Raw genomic sequence first — 26,561 nt, 5'->3', positions numbered from 1 at the left:
GTGGCCGGGTCGGGGGTCGTCGCGGAGACTCAGCGGATCTCGCTGGGGGAGATGCCGTAGCGCTTGCGGAAAGCGATGGAGAAATGCGCCGGGCTGTAGCCCACCCGGTAGGCCACCGTGGAGACGTTCGCCTCTTCGTCGCAGAGCATCCGGTGCGCCTCGCGCAGGCGGTATTCCTGCAGGTAGCCGAATACGCTGGCGCCGAACACCTTGCGAAAGCCGGCGGTCAGCTTGCGCGGGTTCATGCCCACGCGGCTGGCCAGCGTGTCCAGCGACGGCGGCTCCTGCAAGGCGCCGACCAGCAGGTCGCGGGCGGCGTGGATGCGCTCGACCTCCGAGCAGGTGATGCGCGGCTCCTCGACGGGGCGCCCCTCGCCGGAAAGGAACTGTGCGCTGAGCGCGGCCAACTCCAGGGCCTTGCCGCCGAGGTAGAGATCGCGGGTCGGACCGAGCATCTGGCAGGTGGCGATCTGCGAGGCCAACGCCTGCATCGCCCGCGGCGCCGGGCAGCTCATGATTCGCGGATCGCCGCCGGGGCGGCGTATCAGTTGCTCGGGCAGCCAGCCGAGGCGGCTGTCCAGGGCTTCGACGCCGAGCTGGACGATGGTGTAGCGCAACGGCTTGTCGGTGCCGTAGATCTGCGCCGAGGTGAAGTCGCCATCGTTGGCGATGGTGCACAGGCTCGGCCCCTCGATGAGGTGCTCGGGCTGGCCGGGAATCCGGCAGCGCAACTGGCCGCTCTGCACGAGGATCAGGCGCAGGCCGCGCTCCAGCGGTTCCTCGAACCAGTCCTCGCTGGCCGAACAGAAGGTTCCGGTCACCAGCTTCATGTTCGGATCGATGTGCGCGACGCCGGGCCGGTTGCCCGGTGCCGGCGCGGCGGCATCGGCCTGTGGCGGAGCAATGATGGTGATGGTCATCAGGTTTTCCTGTAGCCCGGGCGCTGCCGACGCGGCGACGCCTTCCTGGATACGTGGGGGCAGGGGGACTTTTTAGCGGAGATGGACAAAGCGCCCTGCACTCCGCCCCTGCAGCGAATGAAAAAGCCCCGCAATCGAAAGGCGCGGGCTTGCGCGGTCCCTGCCGCCCGCCAATGATAATAAATCTCATTTCCCAGCAATGGCAATCGACCGCATCCACGGAGATCGCATGACTTCCTCGCCCGTCACCCCATCGGCCGTCGACGACGCCCCCGACTGGCCCGCCGCCTTCGTCCGCCGCTATCTCGACGCCGGCCACTGGCAGGACCAGAACTTCGCCGAAGCCCTGGCCGCCAGCGCCGCGCGCCATCCGCGGCGGATCGCGCTCTGCGACGACGACCAGCGGCTCAGCTATGCCGACCTGCTCCAGCGCTGCCGCCGCCTGGCAGCCGGACTGCGCCAGGCCGGCCTCGCACATGGCGACACGGTAGTGCTGCACCTGCCCAACGGCATCGCCTTCGTCGAGACCTGCTTCGCCCTGTTCCAGCTCGGCGTACGCCCGGTGCTCGCCCTCCCCGCCCATCGCCAGCATGAGATCAGCGGTTTCTGTCGCTTCGCCGAGGCCAAGGCCTACATCGGCGCCGAACGGATCGACGGCTTCGACCCACGGCCGATGGCCCGTGAGCTGCTCGCCAGCGGCGCCTGCCAGATGGCGCTGATCCACGGCGAGGCCGAGGCGCCGCTGCAAGCGCTGGCACCGCTGTACCAGGCCGACGCGCTGGAAGACTGCGCCGCCCGCGCCGAGGATATCGCCTGCTTCCAGTTGTCCGGCGGCACCACCGGCACGCCGAAGCTGATTCCCCGGCGTCATCGCGAGTATCTCTACAACGTCCGCGCCAGCGCCGAGGTCTGCGGCTTCGACGAGCACACGGTGTACCTCACCGGCTTGCCGATGGCGCACAACTTCACTCTCTGCTGCCCCGGAGTGATCGGCACGCTGCTGGCCGGCGGCCGCGTGGTGGTCAGCCAGCGCGCCGATCCCGAGCATTGCTTCGCCCTGATCGCCCGTGAACGGGTCACCCACACCGCCCTGGTACCGCCGCTGGCGATGCTCTGGCTGGATGCCCAGGAAAGCCGCCGCGCCGATCTATCCAGCCTGCGTCTGCTCCAGGTCGGCGGCTCCAGGCTCGGCAGCAGTGCCGCGCAACGCGTCGAACCGGTGCTCGGCTGCCAGTTGCAACAGGTGCTGGGAATGGCCGAGGGGCTGATCTGCTACACCCGCCTGGACGATCCGCCCGAACGCGTGCTGCATACCCAGGGTCGGCCGCTGTCGCCGGACGACGAAGTGCGGGTGGTCGACGCCGAGGGCCGCGAGGTCGGCCCCGGCGAGGTGGGCGAACTGACCGTGCGCGGTCCCTACACCATCCGCGGCTACTACCGCCTGCCCGAACACAACGCCAAGGCCTTCAGCGCGGACGGCTTCTACCGCACCGGCGACCGGGTCAGCCGCGACAAGGACGGCTACCTGGTGGTGGAGGGCCGCGACAAGGACCAGATCAACCGCGGCGGCGAGAAGATCGCCGCGGAAGAGGTGGAGAACCTGCTGATAGCCCATCCGCAGGTGCACGACGCCACCGTCGTGGCGATGCCCGACAGCCTGCTCGGCGAGCGCACCTGCGCCTTCGTCATCCCGCGCCAGCCGGCGCCCTCGGCGCTGAAGCTGAAGCAATACCTGCACGCCTGCGGGCTGGCCGCGTTCAAGGTGCCGGACCGCATCGAGCTGGTCCCGGCCTTCCCCCAGACCGGCATCGGCAAGATCAGCAAGAAGGACCTGCGCGAGCGCCTGCGCCGCGAGCTGGAGGCCCGCGCATGAGCGCCGCCTGGGTCCGGCCGTTCCGCCTGACGCCGATGCCGCACCTGCGCCTGGCCTGCTTCCCCCATGCAGGCGGCAGCGCCAGCTTCTTCCGTAGCTGGAGCGAACGCCTGCCGCCAGACATCGACCTGCTTGCCCTGCAGTACCCGGGTCGCGAGGACCGCTTCAACGAGGCGCCGGCCACCCGCCTGGAGGACCTCGCCGACGGCGCCGCCCTCGCCCTGCGCGATTTCGCCGACGCGCCCCTGGCGCTGTTCGGCCACAGTCTCGGCGCGGCGCTGGCCTACGAAACCGCCCTGCGCCTGGAAAGCGCCGGCGCGCCGCTGCGCCACCTGTTCGTCTCCGCCCATCCGGCACCGCACCGGCAACGCGGCGGCGCGTTGCACCGCGGCGACGAGGCGGCGCTGCTGGAGGACGTCCGCCGCCAGGGTGGCGCCAGCGAGCTACTCGAGGACGCCGACCTGCGCGCGCTGTTCCTGCCGATCCTGCGCGCCGACTACCAGGCGATCGAGACCTACCGACGGGCGCAGCCCATCGCCCTGGCCTGCGCCCTCGACGTCCTCCTCGGCGAGCACGACGAGGAAGTCAGCGCCGCCGAGGCGCAGGCCTGGAGCGACGCCAGCCGGACTCCCGCCAGGCTGCGGCGCTTTCCTGGCGGCCACTTCTACCTGAGCGAGGGGCGCGACGCGGTGATCGAGCACCTGCTGCGCCGCCTCGCACATCCCGACGCCCTTTCCCGAGAGGTTGCATGATGAAAACTCCCGAAGACTGCACCGGCCTGGCGGACATCCGCGAGGCCATCGACCGGATCGACCTGGATATCGTCCAGGCCCTCGGCCGCCGCATGGACTACGTCAAGGCGGCGTCGCGCTTCAAGGCCAGCGAGGCGGCGATTCCGGCGCCCGAGCGGGTCGCCGCGATGCTCCCCGAGCGCGCCCGCTGGGCCGAGGAAAACGGACTCGACGCGCCCTTCGTCGAGGGACTGTTCGCGCAGATCATCCACTGGTACATCGCCGAGCAGATCAAGTACTGGCGCCAGACACGGGGTGCCGCATGAGCCGGCTGGCGCCCCTGAGCCAGTGCCTGCACGCCTTGCGCGGCACCTTCGAGCGCGCCATCGGCCAGGCGCAGGCGCTCGATCGTCCGGTGCTGGTGGCGGCATCGTTCGAGATCGACCCATTGGACCCGCTGCAGGTATTCGGTGCCTGGGACGACCGGCAAACGCCCTGCCTGTACTGGGAACAGCCCGAGCTGGCGTTCTTCGCCTGGGGCAGCGCCCTGGAGCTGCAAGGCCACGGCGAACAGCGCTTCGCCCGGATCGAGGAAAACTGGCAATTGCTCTGCGCCGACGCCGTGGTCGAGGGCCCGCTGGCGCCGCGCCTGTGCGGCGGATTCCGCTTCGATCCGCGCGGCCCGCGCGAGGAACACTGGCAAGCCTTCGCCGATGCCAGCCTGATGCTCGCCGGCATCACCGTGCTGCGCGAGGGCGAACGCTACCGGGTACTCTGCCAACACCTGGCCAAGCCCGGCGAAGATGCCCTGGCCCTGGCCGCCTACCACTGCTCGGCGCTACTGCGCCTGAGGCAGCCGGCCAGACGCCGGCCCTCGGGGCCGACCGCTGGCGCGCAGGGCGACGCTTCGGCGCAGGAGCGCAGGCAATGGGAAGCCAAGGTGAGCGACGCGGTAAGCAGTGTCCGCCAGGGACGCTTCGGCAAGGTCGTGCTGGCCCGCACCCAGGCCCGGCCTCTCGGCGACATCGAGCCGTGGCAGGTCATCGAACACCTGCGTCTGCAACATGCCGACGCCCAGCTGTTCGCCTGTCGCCGCGGCAACGCCTGCTTCCTCGGCGCCTCCCCGGAACGCCTGGTCCGCATTCGCGCCGGCGAGGCACTCACCCATGCCCTGGCCGGGACCATCGCCCGCGGCGGCGATGCCCAGGAAGATGCGCGGCTCGGACAGGCCCTGCTGGACAGCGCCAAGGACAGGCACGAACACCAGTTGGTGGTGGAGGCGATCCGTACGGCCCTGGAACCCTTCAGCGAGGTGCTGGAAATCCCCGATGCGCCCGGCCTGAAACGACTGGCGCGAGTCCAGCACCTGAACACGCCGATCCGCGCCCGCCTCGCCGACGCAGGCGGCATCCTGCGGCTGCTGCAGGCGCTGCATCCGACCCCCGCGGTGGGCGGCTACCCACGCAGCGCGGCGCTGGACTACATCCGCCAGCACGAAGGGATGGACCGCGGCTGGTACGCCGCGCCGCTGGGCTGGCTCGACGGCGAAGGCAACGGCGATTTCCTGGTGGCGCTGCGCTCGGCCCTGCTCACGCCGGGCCGGGGCTACCTGTTCGCCGGCTGCGGTCTGGTAGGCGATTCGGAACCGGCCCACGAGTATCGCGAAACCTGCCTTAAGCTCAGTGCCATGCGGGAAGCTCTATCCGCCATAGGCGGCCTGGACGAAGTGCCCTTGCAGCGCGGCGTCGCCTGAAAACGAAGACCCCCTGCGGCCCGAGGGCGGCAGGGGGTCTTCGAAGGTCTGCCCGTGGCGCGGACGGGCCGCGCCGCAAGGGCGTCGCTTAGAACGGAATGTCGTCGTCGAAGCTGTCGTAGTCCTGGGCCGGTTGCGGCGCCGGTTGCTGCTGCGGGGCCGGACGCGACTGCTGCTGCGGGGCCTGCTGCGGGCGCTGCATGGGCTCGCGCGGGGCGCGCTGCGAATCGTCGCCGGAGGGGCGGCCGCCGAGCAACTGCATGTTGCCGTTGATGTCGACCACGATCTCGGTGGTGTAGCGATCCTGACCATCCTGGCCCTGCCACTTGCGGGTGCGCAGGCTGCCTTCGACGTAGACCTGGGAACCCTTGCGCAGGTACTCGCCGGCGATCTCCGCCAGGCGGCCGAAGAACACCACGCGGTGCCATTCGGTGCGCTCCTGTTGCTGGCCGGTCTGCTTGTCCTTCCAGCTCTCGCTGGTGGCGAGGGTGATGTTGGTCACCGCATTGCCGTTGGGCATGTAGCGGGTTTCCGGGTCACCACCGACGTTACCAACTAGAATGACTTTGTTAACCCCACGGGCCATGACGTTCTCCTAAGGTTCAGCATCCGCCCGGCGCGGCCTGGGCCAGGCGCTCGAGGGCGGTGCGATCCACTTGTTGGGTATCCACTTTGACATAGGCGGCGGCCTCCTCGGCCACCACCACGGCGTCTGCCACACCGGGCAACGCCCTGAATCGCTGGACCAGCACCGCGTCCTGCAGCGCGGCGGGCGCGAGCGGCAGGCGAATGCTGGTCACATAAGGCGGTTCGCGCATGGTAACAGCAATCGCCAGCCAGAGGGCAGCGAGCACCGCGCATCCGATGAACACCATGCTCAGCCCGCCGTGCTGGAACATCCAGCCGCCGAGGATGCCGCCCAGCGCCGCGCCGAGGAACTGGCTGGTGGAATACACCCCCATCGCCGTGCCCTTGCCGCCGGCCGGCGAGACCTTGCTGACCAGCGACGGCAGCGAGGCTTCGAGCAGGTTGAAGGCAGTGAAGAACACCACCGTGCCGACCACCAGCATGGCCAGGCTGTGACCGAAGACCAGGAAGAACAGTTCGCAGGCCAGCAGGGTCGCCACCGCGCCGGTCAGCACGCGCTTCATGCGACGCTTCTTCTCGGCGTAGATGATGAACGGCACCATGCCGAAGAAACCGACCAGCAGCGCGGTCAGGTAGACCCACCAGTGCTGCTCCTTGGGCAGGCCCCCCTCGTGCACCAGTGCCAGCGGCAAGGCGACGAAGCTGGCCATGAGGATGGCGTGGAGGATCAGGATGCCGGCGTCCAGGCGCAGCAGGTCGCCGTGCTTCAGGGTCGGCAGCAGGGCCTGGCGCGCCACGCTGGATTCGCGGTGCTGGGTCATGTGGTCCGGCTGCGGGACGAAGAACAGGATCAGCAGCAGGCCGACCAGCGCCATCCCGGCGGTGAACCAGAACAGCCCATGCAGGCCGAACAGATGGGTCAGCACCGGGCCGAGCACCATGGCCACGGCGAAGGAGACGCCGATGCTCATGCCGATCATCGCCATCGCCTTGGTCCGGTGCTGCTCGCGGGTGAGGTCGGAGAGCAGCGCCATCACCGCCGCCGAGATCGCCCCGGCGCCCTGCAGGACGCGGCCGGCGATCACCCCCCAGATGGAGTCGGCATTGGCCGCGAGGGCCGCGCCGGCGGCGAAGATCAGCAGCCCGACGACGATCACCGGGCGCCGGCCGATGCGGTCGGAAATGGTCCCGAAGGGAATCTGCAGGATCGCCTGGGTCAGGCCATAGGCGCCGATGGCCAGGCCGATCAGCGCCGGGGTCGCGCCGGCCAGGTCCTGGCCGTAGGTGGCCAGCACCGGCAGGACCATGAACATGCCGAGCATGCGGAAGGCGAATACCAGTGACAGCCCGACGGCCGCTCGCGTTTCGGTACCGCTCATCCGCTCAGTATGTGAGTCGTGCATAACACCCTCATGGAAGAAACCGCTGCAGGGCAAGGCCTCATGCCCCTGCCGATGGCGCCGCCGCCCGCTCCTGGGCGGCCGGGGCAATGCCCGCGCCGGAAAAATGCCGCGCATTCTACCAGTCCGCCCCCTCGCGGCACAGGCGCGCCACTTTGCCGCGCGCTAGCGGCCAGCCGTATAATCAGCGGTTTTCGCCCGCCATGCGAGGCCGCTGTGGATAAGATCCTGATTCGTGGGGCGCGTACCCACAACCTGAAGAACGTCGACCTCACACTGCCACGCGACAAACTGATCGTGATTACCGGCCTTTCCGGTTCCGGCAAGTCTTCCCTGGCTTTCGACACGCTCTATGCGGAAGGCCAGCGGCGCTACGTGGAATCCCTCTCGGCCTACGCCCGGCAGTTCCTGTCGATGATGGAGAAGCCGGACGTGGACACCATCGAAGGGCTGTCGCCGGCGATTTCCATCGAACAGAAGTCCACTTCCCACAACCCACGCTCCACCGTGGGTACGATCACCGAGATCTACGACTACCTGCGCCTGCTTTATGCCCGCGTCGGTACCCCGCGCTGCCCGGACCACGACATCCCGCTGGAGGCGCAGACCGTCAGCCAGATGGTCGACCAGGTCCTGGCCCTGCCGGAAGGCAGCAAGCTGATGCTGCTGGCGCCGGTGATCCGCGAGCGCAAGGGCGAGCACCTGGCGGTGTTCGACGAGATGCGCGCGCAGGGCTTCGTCCGCGCCCGGGTCGACGGCAAGCTCTACGAACTCGACGAAGTGCCGAAACTGGATAAGCAGAAGAAGCACAGCATCGATGTGGTGGTGGACCGCTTCAAGGTTCGCGCGGACCTCCAGCAACGCCTGGCCGAGTCGTTCGAGACCGCCCTGTCCCTGGCCGACGGTATCGCCCTGGTAGCACCGATGGACGAGGACGAGGATGTCGAGGAGATCATCTTCTCGGCGCGCTTCGCCTGCCCGGTCTGCGGCCACTCTATCAGCGAGCTGGAACCCAAGCTGTTCTCCTTCAACAACCCGGCCGGCGCCTGTCCGACCTGCGACGGCCTCGGCGTGAAGCAATTCTTCGACGCGCGCCGGGTGGTCAACGGCGAGTTGACCCTGGCCGAGGGCGCGATCCGCGGCTGGGACCGGCGCAACGTCTATTACTTCCAGATGCTCGGTTCGCTGGCCCAGCATTACGGCTTCAGCCTGGAAGAACCCTTCGACGAACTCGGCGCCGAACACCAGAAGGTGGTGCTCTACGGCTCCGGCCGGGAAAACGTCGACTTCCGCTATCTCAACGACCGCGGCGACATCGTCAAGCGCTCGCACCCCTTCGAAGGCATCCTGCCGAACCTTGAGCGGCGCTACCGCGAGACCGAGTCGGCCACGGTCCGCGAGGAGCTGGCCAAGTTCCTCAGCACCCAGCCCTGCCCGGATTGCCACGGTACCCGCCTGCGCCGCGAGGCGCGGCATGTGTGGGTCGGCGACCGGACGCTGCCGGCGATCACCGCGATGCCGGTCGGCGAAGCCTGCGAGTATGCCGCCGGACTGAGCCTGACCGGCCGCCGTGGCGAGATCGCGGCGAAGATCCTCAAGGAAATCCGCGACCGCCTGCAATTCCTGGTCAACGTCGGCCTCGACTACCTGACCCTCGACCGCAGCGCCGACACCCTGTCCGGCGGCGAAGCCCAGCGCATCCGCCTGGCCAGCCAGATCGGCGCCGGCCTGGTGGGAGTGATGTACATCCTCGACGAACCCTCGATCGGCCTGCACCAACGCGACAACGAGCGCCTGCTCGGCACCCTCACCCACCTGCGCAACCTCGGCAACACGGTGATCGTGGTCGAGCACGACGAGGACGCGATCCGACTCGCCGACTACGTCGTCGACATCGGTCCGGGGGCCGGCGTGCACGGCGGCCAGGTAGTGGCGGAAGGTACGCCCGACCAGGTGATGAACCACCCCGACTCGCTGACCGGCAAGTACCTTTCCGGGCGCAAGAAAATCGCGGTTCCGGCCAAGCGCACCCCGCGCGACAAGAAGAAGCTGCTGAAGCTGAAAGGCGCCCGCGGCAACAACCTGCAGAACGTCAACCTGGAAATCCCGGTCGGCCTGTTCACCTGCATCACCGGGGTCTCGGGCTCCGGCAAGTCGACGCTGATCAACAACACCCTGTTCCCGATCACCGCCACCGCGCTGAACGGCGCGACTACCCTGGAAGTGGCGCCGTACGACTCGTTCGACGGCCTGCAGCACCTGGACAAGGTGGTCGACATCGACCAGAGCCCGATCGGTCGTACCCCGCGCTCCAACCCGGCGACCTATACCGGCCTGTTCACGCCGATCCGCGAACTGTTCTCCGGCGTGCCGGAGGCCCGCTCGCGCGGCTACGGTCCCGGCCGCTTCTCGTTCAACGTCAAGGGCGGCCGTTGCGAGGCCTGCCAGGGCGACGGCGTGATCAAGGTGGAGATGCACTTCCTGCCGGACATCTACGTTCCCTGCGACGTCTGCAAGGGCAAGCGCTACAACCGCGAGACCCTGGAGATCCGCTACAAGGGCAAGAGCATCCACGAGGTGCTGGAGATGACCATCGAGGAAGCCCGCGAGTTCTTCGACGCCGTCCCCGCCCTGGCGCGCAAGCTGCAGACACTGATGGACGTCGGCCTGTCCTACATCAAGCTGGGCCAGAGCGCGACCACCCTCTCGGGCGGCGAGGCACAGCGGGTCAAGCTGTCCCGCGAGCTGTCCAAGCGCGACACCGGCAAGACCCTGTACATCCTCGACGAACCGACCACCGGCCTGCACTTCGCCGACATCCAGCAACTGCTCGACGTGCTCCACCGCCTGCGCGACCACGGCAACACCGTGGTGGTGATCGAGCACAACCTGGACGTGATCAAGACCGCCGACTGGCTGGTCGACCTCGGCCCCGAGGGCGGCTCCAAGGGTGGCCAGATCATCGCCAACGGCACGCCAGAGCAGGTGGCCGAGATGCCCCAGTCGCACACCGGCCACTTCCTCAAGCCGCTGCTGGAACGCGATCGCGCCTGATTGCCGGGCGCTCATGAAAAAGCCCCTGCGGCCGTGAGGCGCAGGGGCTTTTTCGTATCCGCGGGTAGGGTCAGATCTGCGACTGCAGGTAGTTCTCCAGGCCCATCCTGGCGATCAGGCCAAGCTGTTGCTCCAACCAGTAGGCGTGGTCTTCCTCGGTGTCGGCCAACTGGGCCTTGAGGATGTCGCGGCTGACGAAGTCCTTATGCTGCTCGCAGAGGGCGATGCCCTTGGCCAGCGCGGCGCGGACATGGCGCTCGAGCTTGAGGTCGGCCTCGAGCATCTCCGGCACCGTGGTGCCCGGGTGGATATCGTCGGGACGCATGCGCGGCGTACCTTCGAGCAGGAGGATACGGCGCAGCAGGGCGTCGGCGTGCTGGGTCTCCTCCTCCATCTCGTGGTTGAGGCGCTCGTAGAGCTTGCTGAAGCCCCAGTCCTCGTACATGCGCGAGTGGATGAAGTACTGGTCGCGCGCGGCCAGCTCGCCGGTCAGCAGCGTGTTGAGGTAATCGATGACTTCCGGATGGCCTTGCATCGGGGGGCTCTCCCTGGAGAAAACTAGGAATCTAGCCGCATATGCTCCCGGCTCCGCCTGATCCGGGTCAAGCCAATGCAGATAAAAAAGCCCCCTTCCTAGGAAGGGGGCCGGGGGCCTCATCAGGCCATCAGTCCAGCTTCAGGCCGAGGGCGTCGGCGACGCCTTTGCCGTAGGCCGGGTCGACCTTGAGGAACAGGCCGATCTGGCGACGCTGGATCTGTTCCGGTACATCGCGGATGTCTTCGGCGATGTTGGCGAACAGCCGCTGCTTCTGCTCGTCGGTGAACAGATGGAACAGCGCGGCGGGCTGGCTGTAGTAGTCGTCGTCCACCCGGTGGTTCCAGTGGTCCGCCGCGCCCTCCAGGCTCAGCGGCGGCTCGGAGAAGTCAGGCTGCTCCTGCCACTGGTTGAAGCTGTTCGGCTCGTAGGTGACGCGCTGATGGGCGTTGTTGCCGTCCACCCGCATGCCGCCGTCGCGGTGGTAGACCTGGTGCGGGCAACGCGCGGCGTTCACCGGGATCTGGTGGTGGTTGACGCCCAGGCGATAGCGATGGGCGTCGCCGTAGGAGAACAGACGGCCCTGGAGCATCTTGTCCGGCGAGAAACCGATACCGGGCACCACGTTGGCCGGCGTGAAAGCGGCCTGCTCGACCTCGGCGAAGTAGTTGTCCGGGTTACGGTTCAGCTCGAAGAAGCCCACTTCGATCAACGGGTAGTCGCCGTGGGGCCAGACCTTGGTCAGGTCGAACGGGTTGTAGCGATAGGTGGCCGCTTCCTTCTCGGGCATGATCTGCACGTACATCTTCCAGCGGGGGAAGTCGCCTTTCTCGATGCTCTCGTACAAGTCGCGCTGCGAACTCTCGCGGTCCTGGGCGATCACTTCGGCAGCCTCGGCGTTGGTCAGGTTCTCGATGCCCTGTTGGGTCTTGAAGTGGAACTTGACCCAGAAGCGCTCGTTGTTCGCATTGATGAAGCTGAAGGTATGGCTGCCGAAACCATGGATGTGCCGATAGCTCTTCGGCAGACCGCGGTCGCTGAAGTCGATGGTCAACTGATGCAGCGACTCAGGGAGGTGAGAGAAAAAGTCCCACTTGAAGGTCGCATTGCGCAGGTTGGTGCGCGGGTCACGCTTCACCACGTGGTTGAGATCGGGGAACTTGAGCGGGTCGCGCAGATAGAACACCGGGGTGTTGTTGCCGACCAGGTCCCAGTTGCCCTGCTCGGTGTAGAAACGCATGGAGAAGCCGCGGATGTCTCGCTCGGCATCCGCCGCGCCACGCTCACCGGCGACGGTGGAGAAGCGCAGGAACATATCGGTCTTCTTGCCGACCTGGGAGAAGATCTTCGCCCGGGTGTAGGGGGTGATGTCATGGGTGACGGTGAAGGTGCCGTAGGCCGCGGAGCCTTTCGCATGCATGCGTCGCTCGGGGATCACTTCGCGATCGAAGTGGGCGAGCTTCTCGAGGAACCACACGTCCTGCAGCAACATCGGGCCACGCGGACCGGCGGTCTGCACGTTCTGGTTATCGACCACCGGTGCGCCAGCGGCAGTGGTCAGGCGGGTCTTCTCTTCCATTTACTCTCTCCTCAACGGCTAACGTGCTATGAAGCGAAGCGGCTACACGGAAATCATCAGCGTGGACCAGGGATTGGCGGAGGACAACCTGTCGGCTGAACCAAGCGCCCTTTGCATTGATCTCGCTTATCCGAACGTAGCTTTTCGTAAAAGCAGGTTAAGGATGAATGACAGCCCTCCCGCAATCCAATTTATTAAAGACAGCGAGCCGATAGATAAAAACTTTAAGGCAGGTAATAAAAAAACCGGGCCTAGGCCCGGTTTCTTGTGCAGCAGATGCCTTATTCGGCAGCTTCTACGACTTCACCGCCGACAGGACGATCAACCAGCTCGACGTACGCCATGGGGGCGTTGTCGCCAGCGCGGAAACCGCACTTCAGGATGCGCAGGTAGCCGCCCGGACGGTTGGCGTAGCGCTTGCCCAAGTCGTTGAACAGCTTGCCAACGGCAGCTTTCGAACGGGTACGGTCGAAAGCCAGGCGACGGTTGGCGACGCTGTCTTCCTTGGCCAGGGTGATCAGCGGCTCGGCAACGCGACGCAGTTCCTTGGCCTTGGGCAGGGTGGTTTTGATCAGTTCGTGTTCGAACAGCGACACCGCCATGTTCTGGAACATAGCCTTGCGGTGCGCGCTGGTGCGGCTCAGGTGACGACCACTTTTACGATGGCGCATGGTTCAATTCCTTTCCAAACTTTACGTTCGGTAGTTACGACGATCAGGCAGTGGCCTTGTCGTCTTTCTTAAGACTTGCCGGCGGCCAGTTATCGAGGCGCATACCGAGGGACAGACCACGGGAAGCCAGAACGTCCTTGATTTCGGTCAGGGACTTCTTGCCCAGGTTCGGCGTTTTCAACAGCTCCACTTCGGTGCGCTGGATCAGGTCACCGATGTAGTAGATGTTTTCCGCCTTCAGGCAGTTGGCCGAACGTACGGTCAGTTCCAGGTCATCGACCGGGCGCAGGAGGATCGGATCGATCTCGTCTTCCTGCTCTTCAACGACGGGTTCGCTGTCGCCCTTGAGGTCCACGAACGCTGCCAGCTGCTGTTGCAGGATGGTAGCGGCGCGACGGATAGCCTCTTCGGGATCCAGGGTGCCGTTGGTTTCCAGGTCCAGGACCAGTTTGTCCAGGTTGGTGCGCTGCTCGACACGGGCGTTTTCCACCACGTAGGAGACACGACGGACCGGGCTGAACGATGCGTCGAGCTGCAGACGGCCGATGCTGCGGCTTTCGTCTTCATCGCTCTGACGTGCGTCGGCAGGCTCGTAGCCACGGCCACGAGCTACCTTCAGCTTCATGTTCAGCGCGCCGTTGTCTGCCAGGTTGGCGATAACGTGGTCACCGTTGATGATCTCAACATCGTGATCCAGCTGAATATCGGCAGCAGTCACAACACCCGAGCCCTTCTTAGCCAGGGTCAGCGTCACTTCATCACGACCGTGCAGCTTGATGGCCAGACCTTTCAGGTTCAGCAGGATCTCGATTACATCTTCCTGCACACCTTCGATCGCCGAGTACTCGTGGAGTACGCCGTCGATCTCGGCCTCGACCACTGCGCAGCCAGGCATGGAGGACAACAGGATGCGACGCAGCGCGTTGCCCAGGGTGTGACCAAAACCACGCTCGAGAGGCTCGAGCGTGATCTTGGCGCGGGTTTGACTGACCACCTGCACATCGATGTGGCGGGGGGTCAGGAACTCATTTACCGAACTCTGCATGGATGCACCTATTTTCTAGCCCTTACTTGGAGTAGAGCTCGACAATCAGGTTTTCGTTGATATCAGCGGACAGGTCGCTGCGAGCCGGAGCACTCTTGAAGGTACCAGCCTTCTTGTCGAGGTCGACTTCGACCCACTCGACGCGACCGCGCTGGCCACAGAGTTCCAGAGCCTGAGCGATACGCAGCTGGTTCTTCGATTTTTCGCGAACAGCTACGACGTCACCGGCCTTCACTTGGTAGGAAGGGATGTTGACGGTCTGACCGTTGACGGTGATGGCCTTGTGGGATACCAGCTGGCGGGATTCCGAACGAGTGGAACCGAAGCCCATGCGGTATACGACGTTGTCCAGGCGGCACTCGAGCAGTTGCAGCAGGTTCTCACCGGTAGAACCCTTGCGACGGGAAGCTTCCTGGTAGTAACCGCGGAACTGACGCTCCAGCACGCCGTAGATGCGACGTACTTTCTGCTTTTCACGCAGCTGCAGACCGTAGTCGGACAGACGGCCACGACGCTGGCCATGCTGGCCAGGAACGTTTTCAGCCTTGCACTTCGAGTCGAGGGCGCGGGCGCCGCTCTTCAGGAACAGGTCGGTGCCTTCACGGCGAGACAGTTTGCACTTGGGACCAATGTAACGAGCCATTTCTCACTGTCTCCTATTACACGCGACGCTTTTTCGGCGGACGGCAGCCGTTATGCGGGATCGGGGTTACGTCGGTGATGCTGGCGATCTTGTAGCCGCAAGCATTCAGAGCGCGAACGGCGGACTCGCGGCCCGGGCCCGGGCCCTTGACGTTGACGTCCAGGTTCTTCAGACCGTATTCCAGGGCAGCCTGGCCGGCACGCTCGGCCGCTACCTGGGCAGCGAACGGGGTGCTCTTACGCGAGCCGCGGAAACCGGAACCACCGGAGGTCGCCCAGGACAGTGCGTTGCCCTGACGGTCGGTGATGGTCACGATGGTGTTGTTGAAAGACGCGTGGATGTGGGCGATCCCATCGACCACTGTCTTTTTGACTTTCTTACGGGGACGAGCAGCAGGTTTTGCCATGACTAGATTCCTACGCGATTACTTGCGGATCGGCTTACGCGGGCCCTTGCGGGTACGCGCGTTGGTCTTGGTACGCTGACCGCGAACCGGCAGACCGCGACGATGACGCAGACCGCGGTAGCAACCGAGGTCCATCAGACGCTTGATGTTCATGTTGATTTCGCGACGCAGGTCACCTTCGGTGGTGATCTTCGCGACTTCGTTACGCAGCTGATCGATCTGCTCGTCGCTCAGGTCCTTGATCTTGGCAGCCGGGTTTACGCCGGTGGCTGCGCAGATGCTCTGAGCAGTAGTGCGACCAACACCATAGATGTAGGTCAGCGAGATAACAGTGTGCTTGTTATCCGGAATGTTGACGCCTGCAATACGGGCCATTCAGAAAAACTCCAATTGACAGCTACCCTGCGCCCAGGAAGCCAAGAAAGGGCGCGGATATTAGCGCTGTAATAGCAAATAATCAACCCGGCAGCACACTAGCTGCCGGGTTATCACGCGTGGATCACAATCAGCCTTGGCGCTGCTTGTGACGCGGTTCCGCGCTGCAGATCACCCGCACGATGCCATCGCGACGGATGATTTTGCAGTTACGGCAAAGCTTCTTGACCGATGCACGAACTTTCATCACCAACTCCTCGAACCTTACGGGTCTATCAGCGCAGCATGCCGCTGCCGTAGCCCTTCAGGTTGGCTTTCTTCATCAGGGATTCATACTGGTGAGAAACGAGGTGAGATTGCACCTGGGCCATAAAGTCCATGACAACCACGACCACGATCAACAGCGAGGTCCCGCCAAGATAGAACGGCACGTGCGCCGCAACCACCAGGAACTGGGGCAGCAGGCAGACAGCCGTCATGTACAGAGCACCGAACATGGTCAAACGGGTCAGCACGCCATCGATGTAGCGAGCGGACTGTTCGCCCGGACGGATGCCCGGAATAAATGCACCGGACTTCTTGAGGTTCTCCGCCACGTCCTTCGGGTTGAACATCAGCGCTGTATAGAAGAAGCAGAAGAAAACGATCCCTGCAGTGAACAGCAAGATGTTCAGCGGCTGCCCCGGAGCGATCGCTTGCGCGACGTCCTGCAACCAACCCAAGCCTTCCGACTGACCGAACCAGGAGCCCAGGGACGCCGGGAACAGCAGGATACTGCTGGCGAAAATCGCGGGAATCACACCCGCCATGTTCACCTTCAACGGCAGATGGCTGGTCTGCGCTGCAAACACCTTGCGGCCTTGCTGGCGCTTGGCGTAATGCACCGCGATGCGACGCTGGCCACGCTCGATGAACACCACGAACGCGATGATCGCCACGGCCAGCAGGCCGACGCCGATCAGGGCGAAGATGTTGATGTCACCTTGACGGGCAGACTCGAAAGACTGACCGATGGCGCGCGGCAGGCCTGCAACGATACCAGCGAAGATCAACATCGAGATGCCGTTGCCGACACCGCGCTCGGTGATCTGCTCGCCCAGCCACATCATGAACATGGCACCAGCCACGAAGGTGGTGACAGCCACGAAGTAGAAGCCGAAGTCGTTGGAGAAGGCTACGCCCTGGCTGCCCAGGCCAACGGACATGCCGATGGCCTGGACCAGTGCCAGGACTACAGTACCGTAGCGGGTGTACTGGCTGATCTTGCGACGCCCAGACTCACCCTCTTTCTTCAACTGCTCCAGCTGCGGGCTGATAGCGGTCATGAGCTGCATGATGATCGATGCCGAGATGTACGGCATGATCCCCAGTGCAAAGATACTCATGCGCTCCAGCGCGCCGCCGGAAAACATGTTGAAGAGGCTAAGAATGGTCCCCTCGTTCTGCCGGAACAGTGCCGCCAAGCGATCGGGGTTGATGCCCGGAACTGGGATGTGCGCGCCGATCCGATAGACGATGATCGCCAGGAACAGGAAACGCAGACGTGCCCAGAGCTCGGACAGACCGCCGTTGCTTAGCGCAGAGAGAGCACCTTGCTTAGCCATTTAGTCCTCGAATTTACCGCCAGCTGCTTCGATAGCCGCACGCGCACCCTTGGTGGCGGCGATACCTTTCAGGGTGACCGCACGACCAACTTCGCCGGACAGCATGACTTTGACGCGCTGTACGTGCTGGTTGATCAGGTTGGCATCCTTCAGGGTCTGCAGGCTGACGACGTCGCCTTCGACCTTGGCCAGCTCGGAGGTGCGTACTTCAGCACGATCCATGGCCTTCAGGGAAACGAAGCCGAACTTCGGCAGGCGACGGTGCAGAGGCTGTTGACCACCCTCGAAGCCCGGAGCGACCTTGCCACCGGAGCGGGAGGTCAGACCTTTGTGACCACGGCCACCGGTCTTGCCCAGACCGCTACCGATGCCACGGCCCGGACGGTGCTTTTCGCGACGGGCACCCGGCGCGGAACGCAGATCGTTCAGTTGCATGGATTAACCCTCCACACGCAGCAGGTAGTAGGCCTTGTTGATCATGCCGCGGTTCTCAGGAGTGTCCTGAACTTCGACGGTATGATTGATGCGACGCAGGCCGAGACCCTTGACGCAAGCCTTGTGGTTGGCCAGACGGCCGTTCAGGCTCTTGACCAGAGTGACTTTGACAGTTGCCATGGTTAGAGAATCTCCTCGACGCTCTTGCCACGCTTGGCCGCTACTGCTTCCGGAGCCTGCATGTTCTTCAGGCCCTTGAAGGTGGCATAAACCACGTTCACCGGATTGGTGGAGCCATAGCACTTGGCCAGGACGTTCTGCACACCAGCCACTTCCAGAACGGCACGCATGGCGCCGCCGGCGATGATGCCGGTACCTTCCGAAGCCGGCTGCATGTACACCTTGGAGGCGCCATGGGCGGACTTGGTCGGATACTGCAGGGTGGTGCCGTTCAGATCGACTTGGATCATGTTGCGGCGAGCGGCTTCCATTGCTTTCTGGATGGCGGCCGGCACTTCACGCGCCTTGCCACGACCGAAACCAACGCGACCCTTGCCATCACCCACCACGGTCAGTGCGGTGAAAGCGAAGATACGGCCACCTTTTACGGTTTTGGCGACGCGGTTAACCTGAACCAGCTTCTCGATGTAGCCTTCGTCGCGCTTTTGCTCGTTGTTTGCCATAACTTAGAACTCCAGTCCGCCTTCACGAGCGGCATCAGCCAGCGCTTTCACACGGCCGTGGTACTTGAAGCCAGAACGATCGAACGCCACCTGGGTGACGCCGGCCGCTTTGGCGCGCTCGGCGACCAGTTGACCAACTTTCTTGGCTGCATCGATGTTGCCGGTGGCACCTTCGCGCAGGTCTTTGTCCAGGGTCGAGGCGCTGGCCAGGACCTTGCCGCCGTCGGCCGCAATGACCTGGGCGTAAATGTGCTGGGAAGAGCGGTACACGCAGAGGCGTACGGTTTCCAGCTCGCGCATCTTCAGGCGTGCCTTGCGAGCGCGACGCAGACGGGTTTCTTTCTTGACGCTCATTTGCTATGCCCTACTTCTTCTTGGCTTCTTTACGACGGACGACTTCGTCGGCGTAACGCACGCCCTTGCCTTTGTAAGGCTCCGGCGGACGGAAGTCGCGAATTTCGGCAGCAACCTGACCGACCAGCTGCTTGTCGATACCCTTGATCAGGATATCGGTCTGGCTGGGGGTCTCAGCGACGATGCCGGCCGGCAGTTCGTAATCAACCGGATGGGAGAAGCCGAGGGACAGGGACAGCACTTGGCCCTTGGCCTGCGCTTTGTAACCAACGCCGACCAGCTGGAGCTTGCGCTCGAAGCCCTGGCTGACGCCGACTACCATGTTGTTCACCAGAGCACGGGTGGTACCAGCCATGGCGCGAGTCTGCTGGTCGCCGTTACGCGCAGCAAAACGCAGCTCACCGCTGTCCTGGATCACTTCGACCGAAGGATGGACCTTGAGCTCCAGAGCACCTTTGGCGCCCTTGATGGACAGTTGCTGACCAGCCAGTTTGATTTCAACGCCGGCAGGCAGCTTGACGGGGTTCTTAGCAACGCGAGACATGCTGATTCCCCTTAGAACACAGTGCAGAGCACTTCGCCGCCAACACCAGCAGCACGGGCAGCACGATCGGTCATCACACCTTTGTTGGTGGAGACGATCGACACACCGAGGCCGCCACGAACTTTCGGCAGTTGCTCAACGGATTTGTACTGACGCAGGCCAGGACGGCTGATGCGCTTGACCTCTTCGATGACAGGCTTGCCTTCGAAGTACTTCAGTTCGATGGACAGCTGGGGTTTTACTTCCGAGCTGATCTGGAAATCCGCAATATAGCCTTCGTCCTTCAGGACTTTGGCTACCGCCGCTTTCAGTTTCGAGGACGGCATGCTTACGACGGTCTTTTCAGCCATCTGGGCATTACGGATGCGAGTTAGCATGTCTGCTAACGGGTCCTGCATACTCATGGGCTTAACGCTCCTGATACAAAAGAATAAGCCTTCAACTTCAATTCGCCCATAAACGCCAGGCGAAACAAACCCAGGCTCAGGGGAGCCGGGTATTCTAGAGATCACGCCAAAACGAATCAAGCCCCATGAGGGGCTTGATTCGATGTCGCGATCAACGGTGCCGACTGGCGACACCGTTCGCTGCGATTACCAGCTGGCTTTCACCAGACCCGGTACGTCGCCGCGCATGGCGGCTTCGCGCAGCTTGTTACGGCTCAGGCCGAACTTGCGGTAGAAGCCGTGCGGACGACCGGTCAGGCGGCAACGGTTACGCAGGCGGCTGGCGCTGGCGTCACGCGGTTGCTTCTGCAGGGCGACCTGGGCATTCCAACGCTCTTCCGCAGAGGAGTTCGGATTAGCGATGATCGCTTTCAGCTCGGCACGCTTCTTGGCGTACTTGGCTACCGTCAGCTGACGCTTCAGCTCGCGGTTCTTCATGCTCTCTTTAGCCATGTTCCTACTCCAATCAGTTACGGAACGGGAATTTGAAAGCACGCAGCAGGGCGCGACCTTCGTCATCCGTACGAGCGGTGGTGGTCAGGGTGATGTCCAGGCCACGCAGCGCATCGATCTTGTCGTAATCGATTTCCGGGAAGATGATCTGCTCTTTCACGCCCATGCTGTAGTTGCCGCGACCATCGAAGGACTTGGCATTCAGGCCGCGGAAGTCACGCACGCGCGGCAGGGAGATGGACAGCAGACGATCCAGGAACTCGTACATCCGGTCGCTACGCAGGGTGACCTTGACGCCGATCGGCCAGCCTTCACGGATCTTGAAGCCTGCGATGGACTTACGAGCGTAAGTCACGACCGGCTTCTGACCAGTGATCTTTTCCAGATCGGCTACGGCGTTCTCGATGATCTTCTTGTCACCGACCGCCTCGCCAAGACCCATGTTCAGGGTGATTTTGGTAACGCGCGGAACTTCCATCACGTTCGCCAGCTGAAGCTCTTCTTTCAGCTTGGGCGCGATTTCCTTCCGATAAATTTCTTTCAATCGTGCCATGGTGATCTACCTAGCAGCCTCAAGCCTGAACCGGTTTCTGGGTCGACTTGAAGACACGAATTTTCTTACCGTCTTCTACCTTGAAGCCAACGCGGTCAGCCTTGCTGGTTTCAGTATTGAAGATGGCGACGTTGGAGACGTGCAGAGGCGCCTCCTTCTCGACGATACCGCCCTGTTGACCGAGCATCGGATTGGGCTTGGTGTGGCGCTTGATCAGGTTCACCCCGCCGACGACCAGACGGTCGTCAGCGAGAACCTTCAGCACCTTGCCACGCTTGCCCTTGTCCTTGCCGGCAATGACGATTACTTCGTCGTCACGACGAATCTTTTGCATGACGGCTACTCCTTACAGCACTTCGGGGGCGAGCGAGACGATCTTCATGAACTTCTCGGTACGGAGTTCACGAGTCACTGGCCCAAAGATACGGGTGCCGATCGGCTCCTGCTTGTTGTTCAGCAGGACGGCGGCGTTGCCGTCGAAGCGGATGATGGAACCGTCGGTACGACGTACGCCGTGCTTGGTGCGAACGACCACGGCAGTCATGACCTGGCCCTTCTTCACTTTGCCGCGCGGAATCGCTTCCTTGACGGTGACCTTGATGATGTCGCCGATGCCGGCGTAACGGCGGTGGGAACCGCCGAGCACCTTGATGCACATCACACGACGCGCGCCGCTGTTGTCAGCGACATCGAGCATGGATTGAGTCTGAATCATATAATTTCTCCGACCCCTAGTCCTTAGACTTCCACCGCGCGTTCAACGATATCAACCAGGGTCCAGGCCTTGGTCTTGGCCAGCGGACGGGTTTCGCGAATGGTGACCAGGTCACCAATGCGGCACTGATTGGATTCGTCGTGTGCGTGCAGTTTGGTCGAACGCTTGACGTATTTGCCGTAAATCGGGTGCTTGACGCGACGCTCGATCAGTACGGTGACGGTCTTGTCCATTTTGTCGCTGACGACGCGGCCGGTCAGCGTACGGACGGTTTTCTGAGCTTCAGCCATGATCACTTACCTGCTTGCTGATTGAGCACAGTTTTAACGCGAGCGATGTCGCGCTTAACCTGCGAGAGCAGGTGAGACTGCCCCAACTGGCCAGTTGCTTTCTGCATGCGCAGATTGAACTGGTCGCGCAGCAGGCCGAGCAGTTGCTCGTTCAGCTGCTCAACGGATTTTTCACGAAGTTCATTCGCTTTCATCACATCACCGTCCGCTTAACAAAGGAGGTGGCGAGGGGCAGCTTTGCAGCAGCCAGGGCGAAAGCCTCACGCGCCAGCTCTTCGGAAACACCCTCGATCTCGTACAGGACCTTGCCCGGCTGGATCTGGGCTACCCAGTACTCGACCCCACCCTTACCTTTACCCATACGAACTTCGAGGGGCTTCTTGGTGACAGGCTTGTCAGGGAATACGCGGATCCAGATCTTGCCGCCACGCTTCACGTGACGGGTCAGCGCACGACGCGCGGACTCGATCTGACGAGCAGTAAGGCGGCCACGGCTAGTGGCCTTCAGTGCGTACTCACCGAAGCTGACCTTACTACCACGATGAGCCAGACCACGGTTGTGGCCGGTCATTTGTTTGCGGAACTTCGTACGCTTGGGTTGCAGCATTTGCGTACTCCTTACCTAGCAGCTTTTTTACGAGGAGCGGGTGCTACCGGCTTCAGCTCTTCCTGGCGGCCACCGATGACCTCGCCCTTGAAGATCCAAACCTTGACACCGATCACACCGTAAGTGGTGTGCGCTTCGTAGGTGGCATAGTCGATATCGGCGCGCAGGGTGTGCAGGGGCACACGACCTTCGCGATACCATTCGGTACGGGCGATTTCAGCCCCACCCAGACGACCGCTGACCTGAATCTTGATGCCCTTGGCACCAATGCGCATGGCGTTCTGTACGGCGCGCTTCATGGCGCGACGGAACATTACGCGACGCTCCAGCTGCTGGGCTACGCTCTGCGCAACCAGCATGGCATCGAGTTCCGGCTTGCGGATTTCCTCGATGTTGATGTGCACGGGCACACCCATTTGCTTGGTCAGGTCCTGGCGCAGTTTCTCAACATCTTCACCTTTCTTGCCGATCACGATGCCGGGACGAGCGGTGTGGATGGTGATGCGTGCGGTTTGAGCCGGACGATGAATATCGATACGGCTTACGGACGCGCTTTTTAGTTTGTCTTGGAGGTACTCACGCACCTTCAGGTCGGCAAACAGGTAATCCGCATAGTTCTTGCGGTCTGCGTACCAAACGGAGGTGTGCTCCTTGACGATACCCAGGCGAATGCCATTGGGATGTACTTTCTGACCCATCTGTCGACTCCGTTACTTGTCCGCAACCTTGACCGTGATATGGCAAGACCGCTTCACGATGCGATCAGCACGGCCTTTGGCACGCGGCATGATGCGCTTGAGCGAACGACCTTCGTTGACGAAGACGGTGGAGACCTTCAGGTCATCCACATCGGCGCCTTCGTTGTGCTCAGCGTTGGCAACGGCCGACTCCAGCACTTTCTTCATGATCTCGGCGGCTTTCTTACTGCTGAAAGCCAGGAGGTTGAGCGCTTCGCCCACCTTCTTCCCGCGGATCTGGTCGGCGACCAAGCGGGCTTTCTGGGCGGAGATACGAGCGCCCGACAGCTTAGCGGCTACTTCCATCTTCCTTACCCCTTAACGCTTGGCTTTCTTGTCCGCAGCATGCCCGCGGTAGGTGCGGGTAGCGGCGAACTCGCCCAGTTTGTGGCCGACCATGTCCTCGTTGACGAGAACCGGTACGTGTTGACGGCCGTTGTGCACGGCGATGGTCAGACCAACCATATGCGGCAGAATCATCGAACGACGCGACCAGGTCTTGATCGGCTTGCGGTCGTTCTTTTCCACCGCGACTTCGACCTTCTTCAACAGGTGAAGATCGATAAACGGACCTTTTTTCAGTGAACGTGGCACTGTGGTATCCCTCTATTTACTTGCGGCGGCGGACGATCATGTTATCGGTACGCTTGTTCGAGCGAGTCTTCTTACCCTTGGTCTGAAGACCCCACGGCGATACCGGATGACGACCAGCAGAGGTACGGCCTTCACCACCACCATGCGGGTGGTCGACCGGGTTCATCGCCACGCCGCGAACGGTCGGGCGAACACCACGCCAGCGCGTAGCACCGGCTTTACCCAGCGAACGCAGGCTGTGCTCGGAGTTCGAGACTTCGCCCAGGGTCGCACGGCACTCAGCCAGGACTTTACGCATTTCACCGGAGCGCAGACGCAGGGTTACGTACGCACCTTCACGCGCGACCAGCTGGGCGGAAGCGCCAGCGGAGCGAGCGATCTGAGCGCCTTTACCCGGCTTCAGCTCGATACCATGAACAGTGCTACCCACCGGGATGTTGCGCAGAGGCATGCTGTTGCCTGCCTTGATCGGCGCACCGATACCGGAGATCAGCTGGTCACCTGCAGCAACGCCCTTGGGGGCGATGATGTAGCGACGCTCGCCGTCTGCATACTTCAGCAGAGCGATGTGTGCAGTGCGGTTCGGATCGTATTCGACGCGCTCAACGATGGCAGGGATGCCATCCTTGTTGCGACGGAAGTCGACCAGACGGTAGTGCTGCTTGTGACCACCACCGATATGACGGGTGGTGATACGACCGTTGTTGTTACGGCCGCCAGACTTGGATTTCTTTTCCAGCAGCGGTGCGTAGGGAGCGCCTTTGTGCAGCTCCTGATTCACCACCTTGACGACAAAGCGACGACCAGCGGAAGTCGGTTTGCACTTAACGATTGCCATGATGCACCCCTTTACTCAGCGCTGGTGGCGAAATCGAGATCTTGGCCCGGCTGGAGAGCGATGTACGCTTTTTTCCAGTCGTTACGCTTGCCCAGACCGCGAGCGGTGCGCTTGGTCTTACCCTTGACGTTCAGGGTAGTGACGCGCTGTACCTTCACGCTGAACAGGCTTTCTACGGCCTTCTTGATTTCCAGCTTGGTTGCATCGGTGGCAACCTTGAAAACGAATTGGCTCTTGCCGTCCGCGAGACCCGTGGCTTTCTCGGAGATGTGCGGACCAAGCAGCACTTTGAATACGCGTTCCTGGTTCATCCCAGCAGCTCCTCGAACTTCTTCACGGCGGACACGGTGACCAGCACCTTGTCGTAGGCGATCAGGCTGACGGGGTCGGAACCTTGGACATCACGTACATCGACGTGCGCCAGGTTGCGCGCAGCGAGGTACAGGTTCTCGTCGACACCATCGGTCACGATCAGCACGTCTTTCAGACCCAGGGTGTCCAGCTTGGCAACCAGGCCCTTGGTTTTCGGTGCATCGACAGCGAAGTCGGCAACGACGACCAGACGGTCCAGACGAACGAGCTCGGCAAGGATGGAGCGCAGTGCTGCGCGGTACATCTTCTTGTTCAGCTTCTGTTCGTGGCTACGCGGTTTAGCGGCGAAAGTGGTGCCGCCCCCACGCCAGATGGGGCTACGGATGGTGCCAGCGCGAGCACGACCGGTGCCCTTCTGACGCCACGGCTTCTTGCCACCACCAGAGACTTCGGAGCGAGTCTTCTGCGCCTTGCTGCCCTGACGGCCGCCAGCCATGTAGGCCACGACTGCCTGGTGCACCAGGGTCTCGTTGAATTCGCCACCAAAGGTACGCTCGGAGACTTCGATAGCCTGAGCGCCGTTCACATTCAATTGCATCTCAGCTTCCCCCTTAACCGCGAGCCTTGGCTGCCGGACGCACGATCACATCACCGCCGGTAGCGCCGGGAACGGCACCCTTGACCAGCAGCAGATTGCGTTCAGCATCGACGCGCACGATCTCCAGGGATTGAACGGTTACCCGCTCCGCACCCAGATGACCGGACATTTTCTTGCCCTTGAACACTCGACCAGGAGTCTGGCACTGGCCGATGGAACCCGGGACGCGGTGGGAAACGGAGTTACCGTGGGTGTTATCCTGACCACGGAAGTTCCAGCGCTTGATGGTGCCCGCGAAGCCCTTACCCTTGGACTCGCCGGTAACGTCTACCATCTGGCCTGCCTGGAACAGATCGACAGTGATCTGGTCACCAGCGGCATACTGCTCTTCACCCAGACGGAATTCCCACACGCCGCGACCGGCGGCGACATTCGCCTTGGCAAAGTGACCAGCTTGCGCTTTGGTAACGCGAGAAGCACGACGCTCGCCGGCGGTGACTTGCACTGCACGGTAGCCATCGGTTTCTTCAGTCTTGAACTGGGTGACGCGATTCGGCTCGACCTCGATGACCGTAACCGGAATAGAGACACCTTCCTCGGTGAAAATGCGGGTCATGCCGCATTTACGACCGACAACACCAATTGTCATGTTGTAAACCTCTTGAGTGTACGGGGCTTTCACCCGCTATGGCCGCCCATTTCAGAGCGTTACACGACCAATGCCGAAGGCATTAGCCGAGGCTGATCTGTACTTCAACGCCTGCAGCAAGATCGAGCTTCATCAGCGCATCGACGGTTTTATCCGTCGGCTGGACGATGTCCAGTACACGCTTATGTGTACGAATTTCGTACTGATCACGCGCATCTTTGTTGACGTGCGGAGAGATCAGCACGGTGAAACGTTCCTTGCGGGTCGGCAGAGGGATTGGACCACGCACCTGAGCACCAGTACGTTTCGCGGTTTCCACGATTTCCTGGGTTGATTGATCGATCAGGCGATGGTCAAAAGCCTTCAACCGAATCCGGATTTGTTGGTTTTGCATTTGACCTCAGACTCCAATTTACCATTCCCAACGGACGGACTACGCCCGTTAAAAGGAGGCGCAATTGTACGGATGCCCCCACAGGGTGTCAATATTTAACCAACGAACGAAAAAAGGGGCCCCGGAGGGCCCCTTTTCTGATGACAGGATCAGCGATTACTCGATGATCTTGGCAACCACGC

Annotated in this window: 38 protein-coding genes; 5 read left to right on the top strand and 33 right to left on the bottom strand. The window is 62.7% G+C overall.

Annotated elements, in window-relative coordinates; genetic code table 11:
* Positions 1-29: 29 nt before the first annotated feature.
* Positions 30-920 carry a pyochelin biosynthesis transcriptional regulator PchR gene (gene pchR, locus JHD77_RS17660; protein WP_003106955.1) on the bottom strand — a complete coding sequence of 297 codons (891 nt, stop codon included), beginning with the start codon at positions 918-920 and terminating at the stop codon, positions 30-32.
* Between the two features lie 229 nt (positions 921-1,149).
* Between pchR and pchD the strand changes: the two genes are divergently transcribed.
* From pchD to pchA, 4 genes are read left to right on the top strand one after another with little or no spacing between them, the layout of a single operon-like run.
* A complete protein-coding gene (pchD, locus tag JHD77_RS17655; protein WP_015649689.1) occupies positions 1,150-2,793 on the top strand; it encodes a pyochelin biosynthesis salicyl-AMP ligase PchD in 1,644 nt (547 codons plus the stop codon).
* Positions 2,790-3,545: a pyochelin biosynthesis editing thioesterase PchC gene (pchC, locus tag JHD77_RS17650; protein WP_003118153.1), complete on the top strand. Its 756-nt coding sequence runs from the start codon at positions 2,790-2,792 to the stop codon at positions 3,543-3,545. The genes pchD and pchC overlap by 4 nt, the downstream gene beginning before the upstream one ends.
* Positions 3,545-3,850, top strand: coding sequence for an isochorismate lyase PchB (pchB, locus tag JHD77_RS17645; protein ID WP_003106950.1), 306 nt, complete (start codon positions 3,545-3,547; stop codon positions 3,848-3,850). The genes pchC and pchB overlap by 1 nt, the downstream gene beginning before the upstream one ends.
* Positions 3,847-5,277, top strand: a complete 1,431-nt coding sequence (gene pchA / locus JHD77_RS17640) for an isochorismate synthase PchA (protein ID WP_003118152.1) — start codon at positions 3,847-3,849, stop codon at positions 5,275-5,277. The genes pchB and pchA overlap by 4 nt, the downstream gene beginning before the upstream one ends.
* An 88-nt stretch (positions 5,278-5,365) precedes the next feature.
* On the opposite strand, the gene ssb is transcribed toward pchA, so the two are convergent.
* Both ssb and JHD77_RS17630 read right to left on the bottom strand, forming a co-directional pair.
* Entirely contained in the window at positions 5,366-5,863 is a 498-nt protein-coding gene (gene ssb / locus JHD77_RS17635; protein ID WP_003114685.1) for a single-stranded DNA-binding protein, read from the bottom strand.
* A 16-nt stretch (positions 5,864-5,879) separates the two neighbouring features.
* On the bottom strand, positions 5,880-7,268 hold the full coding sequence (locus tag JHD77_RS17630; protein WP_003103910.1) for an MFS transporter: 1,389 nt from the start codon (positions 7,266-7,268) through the stop codon (positions 5,880-5,882).
* 213 nt (positions 7,269-7,481) lie between these two features.
* On the opposite strand from JHD77_RS17630, the gene uvrA reads away from it, so the two are divergent.
* Positions 7,482-10,319, top strand: a complete 2,838-nt coding sequence (gene uvrA, locus JHD77_RS17625) for an excinuclease ABC subunit UvrA (protein ID WP_003093663.1) — start codon at positions 7,482-7,484, stop codon at positions 10,317-10,319.
* A 70-nt stretch (positions 10,320-10,389) separates the two neighbouring features.
* Here uvrA and bfr read toward each other — a convergent pair whose 3' ends face one another.
* From bfr to rpsJ, 30 genes are all read right to left on the bottom strand, one after another.
* Positions 10,390-10,854 (bottom strand): bacterioferritin, encoded by a 465-nt coding sequence (bfr, locus tag JHD77_RS17620; RefSeq protein ID WP_003093668.1) that lies wholly within the window; start codon positions 10,852-10,854, stop codon positions 10,390-10,392.
* A 130-nt stretch (positions 10,855-10,984) separates the two neighbouring features.
* The gene (gene katA / locus JHD77_RS17615) at positions 10,985-12,433 is read right to left on the bottom strand and encodes a catalase KatA (RefSeq protein WP_003103909.1); all 1,449 of its coding nucleotides are present in this window, start codon (positions 12,431-12,433) and stop codon (positions 10,985-10,987) included.
* A gap of 281 nt (positions 12,434-12,714) precedes the next feature.
* Positions 12,715-13,104, bottom strand: coding sequence for a 50S ribosomal protein L17 (gene rplQ / locus JHD77_RS17610; protein ID WP_003093672.1), 390 nt, complete (start codon positions 13,102-13,104; stop codon positions 12,715-12,717).
* A gap of 43 nt (positions 13,105-13,147) precedes the next feature.
* A complete protein-coding gene (locus JHD77_RS17605; protein WP_003093675.1) occupies positions 13,148-14,149 on the bottom strand; it encodes a DNA-directed RNA polymerase subunit alpha in 1,002 nt (333 codons plus the stop codon).
* A 22-nt stretch (positions 14,150-14,171) separates the two neighbouring features.
* Complete coding sequence (gene rpsD / locus JHD77_RS17600) at positions 14,172-14,792, bottom strand: 30S ribosomal protein S4 (protein WP_003093678.1); 621 nt, start codon at positions 14,790-14,792, stop codon at positions 14,172-14,174.
* A gap of 16 nt (positions 14,793-14,808) precedes the next feature.
* Complete coding sequence (gene rpsK / locus JHD77_RS17595) at positions 14,809-15,198, bottom strand: 30S ribosomal protein S11 (protein WP_003093689.1); 390 nt, start codon at positions 15,196-15,198, stop codon at positions 14,809-14,811.
* An 18-nt stretch (positions 15,199-15,216) separates the two neighbouring features.
* Complete coding sequence (gene rpsM / locus JHD77_RS17590) at positions 15,217-15,573, bottom strand: 30S ribosomal protein S13 (protein ID WP_003093692.1); 357 nt, start codon at positions 15,571-15,573, stop codon at positions 15,217-15,219.
* Positions 15,574-15,703: 130 nt separating this feature from the next.
* Positions 15,704-15,820 carry a 50S ribosomal protein L36 gene (rpmJ, locus tag JHD77_RS17585; protein WP_003093693.1) on the bottom strand — a complete coding sequence of 39 codons (117 nt, stop codon included), beginning with the start codon at positions 15,818-15,820 and terminating at the stop codon, positions 15,704-15,706.
* A 28-nt stretch (positions 15,821-15,848) separates the two neighbouring features.
* Complete coding sequence (secY, locus tag JHD77_RS17580) at positions 15,849-17,177, bottom strand: preprotein translocase subunit SecY (RefSeq protein WP_003093694.1); 1,329 nt, start codon at positions 17,175-17,177, stop codon at positions 15,849-15,851.
* A complete protein-coding gene (gene rplO / locus JHD77_RS17575; protein ID WP_003093695.1) occupies positions 17,178-17,612 on the bottom strand; it encodes a 50S ribosomal protein L15 in 435 nt (144 codons plus the stop codon).
* Between the two features lie 3 nt (positions 17,613-17,615).
* Positions 17,616-17,792 (bottom strand): 50S ribosomal protein L30, encoded by a 177-nt coding sequence (rpmD, locus tag JHD77_RS17570; protein ID WP_003093696.1) that lies wholly within the window; start codon positions 17,790-17,792, stop codon positions 17,616-17,618.
* 2 nt (positions 17,793-17,794) lie between these two features.
* Positions 17,795-18,295, bottom strand: a complete 501-nt coding sequence (rpsE, locus tag JHD77_RS17565) for a 30S ribosomal protein S5 (protein ID WP_003093697.1) — start codon at positions 18,293-18,295, stop codon at positions 17,795-17,797.
* A 3-nt stretch (positions 18,296-18,298) separates the two neighbouring features.
* Complete coding sequence (gene rplR / locus JHD77_RS17560; protein WP_003093698.1) at positions 18,299-18,649, bottom strand: 50S ribosomal protein L18; 351 nt, start codon at positions 18,647-18,649, stop codon at positions 18,299-18,301.
* Between the two features lie 10 nt (positions 18,650-18,659).
* The gene (rplF, locus tag JHD77_RS17555; protein ID WP_003093699.1) at positions 18,660-19,193 is read right to left on the bottom strand and encodes a 50S ribosomal protein L6; all 534 of its coding nucleotides are present in this window, start codon (positions 19,191-19,193) and stop codon (positions 18,660-18,662) included.
* 11 nt (positions 19,194-19,204) lie between these two features.
* Positions 19,205-19,597 carry a 30S ribosomal protein S8 gene (rpsH, locus tag JHD77_RS17550; RefSeq protein ID WP_003093700.1) on the bottom strand — a complete coding sequence of 131 codons (393 nt, stop codon included), beginning with the start codon at positions 19,595-19,597 and terminating at the stop codon, positions 19,205-19,207.
* A 189-nt stretch (positions 19,598-19,786) separates the two neighbouring features.
* Positions 19,787-20,092 (bottom strand): 30S ribosomal protein S14, encoded by a 306-nt coding sequence (gene rpsN / locus JHD77_RS17545; RefSeq protein WP_003093701.1) that lies wholly within the window; start codon positions 20,090-20,092, stop codon positions 19,787-19,789.
* Positions 20,093-20,105: 13 nt separating this feature from the next.
* Positions 20,106-20,645 (bottom strand): 50S ribosomal protein L5, encoded by a 540-nt coding sequence (gene rplE / locus JHD77_RS17540; RefSeq protein WP_003093703.1) that lies wholly within the window; start codon positions 20,643-20,645, stop codon positions 20,106-20,108.
* 19 nt (positions 20,646-20,664) lie between these two features.
* Positions 20,665-20,979 (bottom strand): 50S ribosomal protein L24, encoded by a 315-nt coding sequence (gene rplX, locus JHD77_RS17535; protein ID WP_003093711.1) that lies wholly within the window; start codon positions 20,977-20,979, stop codon positions 20,665-20,667.
* A gap of 12 nt (positions 20,980-20,991) precedes the next feature.
* Positions 20,992-21,360: a 50S ribosomal protein L14 gene (rplN, locus tag JHD77_RS17530; RefSeq protein ID WP_003093714.1), complete on the bottom strand. Its 369-nt coding sequence runs from the start codon at positions 21,358-21,360 to the stop codon at positions 20,992-20,994.
* A 23-nt stretch (positions 21,361-21,383) separates the two neighbouring features.
* Entirely contained in the window at positions 21,384-21,650 is a 267-nt protein-coding gene (gene rpsQ / locus JHD77_RS17525) for a 30S ribosomal protein S17 (RefSeq protein ID WP_003093717.1), read from the bottom strand.
* Positions 21,651-21,652: 2 nt separating this feature from the next.
* Positions 21,653-21,844, bottom strand: a complete 192-nt coding sequence (gene rpmC / locus JHD77_RS17520; protein WP_003093720.1) for a 50S ribosomal protein L29 — start codon at positions 21,842-21,844, stop codon at positions 21,653-21,655.
* Positions 21,844-22,257: a 50S ribosomal protein L16 gene (gene rplP, locus JHD77_RS17515; protein ID WP_003093723.1), complete on the bottom strand. Its 414-nt coding sequence runs from the start codon at positions 22,255-22,257 to the stop codon at positions 21,844-21,846. Before rplP ends, rpmC begins: the two co-directional genes overlap by 1 nt.
* Before the next feature lie 11 nt (positions 22,258-22,268).
* Positions 22,269-22,955, bottom strand: a complete 687-nt coding sequence (gene rpsC / locus JHD77_RS17510; protein WP_003093727.1) for a 30S ribosomal protein S3 — start codon at positions 22,953-22,955, stop codon at positions 22,269-22,271.
* 12 nt (positions 22,956-22,967) lie between these two features.
* Positions 22,968-23,300, bottom strand: coding sequence for a 50S ribosomal protein L22 (rplV, locus tag JHD77_RS17505; protein WP_003103908.1), 333 nt, complete (start codon positions 23,298-23,300; stop codon positions 22,968-22,970).
* Between the two features lie 12 nt (positions 23,301-23,312).
* On the bottom strand, positions 23,313-23,588 hold the full coding sequence (gene rpsS, locus JHD77_RS17500) for a 30S ribosomal protein S19 (protein WP_003093734.1): 276 nt from the start codon (positions 23,586-23,588) through the stop codon (positions 23,313-23,315).
* Positions 23,589-23,604: 16 nt separating this feature from the next.
* Positions 23,605-24,426 (bottom strand): 50S ribosomal protein L2, encoded by an 822-nt coding sequence (gene rplB, locus JHD77_RS17495; RefSeq protein ID WP_003103878.1) that lies wholly within the window; start codon positions 24,424-24,426, stop codon positions 23,605-23,607.
* 11 nt (positions 24,427-24,437) lie between these two features.
* Positions 24,438-24,737, bottom strand: a complete 300-nt coding sequence (gene rplW, locus JHD77_RS17490) for a 50S ribosomal protein L23 (RefSeq protein ID WP_003093736.1) — start codon at positions 24,735-24,737, stop codon at positions 24,438-24,440.
* A complete protein-coding gene (gene rplD / locus JHD77_RS17485; RefSeq protein WP_003093737.1) occupies positions 24,734-25,336 on the bottom strand; it encodes a 50S ribosomal protein L4 in 603 nt (200 codons plus the stop codon). The genes rplW and rplD overlap by 4 nt, the downstream gene beginning before the upstream one ends.
* A gap of 13 nt (positions 25,337-25,349) precedes the next feature.
* Complete coding sequence (gene rplC, locus JHD77_RS17480; RefSeq protein WP_003103877.1) at positions 25,350-25,985, bottom strand: 50S ribosomal protein L3; 636 nt, start codon at positions 25,983-25,985, stop codon at positions 25,350-25,352.
* A gap of 82 nt (positions 25,986-26,067) precedes the next feature.
* Positions 26,068-26,379, bottom strand: a complete 312-nt coding sequence (rpsJ, locus tag JHD77_RS17475) for a 30S ribosomal protein S10 (protein ID WP_003103876.1) — start codon at positions 26,377-26,379, stop codon at positions 26,068-26,070.
* Positions 26,380-26,561 lie beyond the last annotated feature (182 nt).

The sequence above is a fragment of the Pseudomonas sp. P20 genome, assembly GCF_016463925.1.
Taxonomy (GTDB): Bacteria; Pseudomonadota; Gammaproteobacteria; order Pseudomonadales; family Pseudomonadaceae; genus Pseudomonas; species Pseudomonas aeruginosa.
The sequence above is the reverse complement of the archived record's forward strand: the minus strand, read 5'-3'. Positions and strand labels throughout refer to the sequence as shown.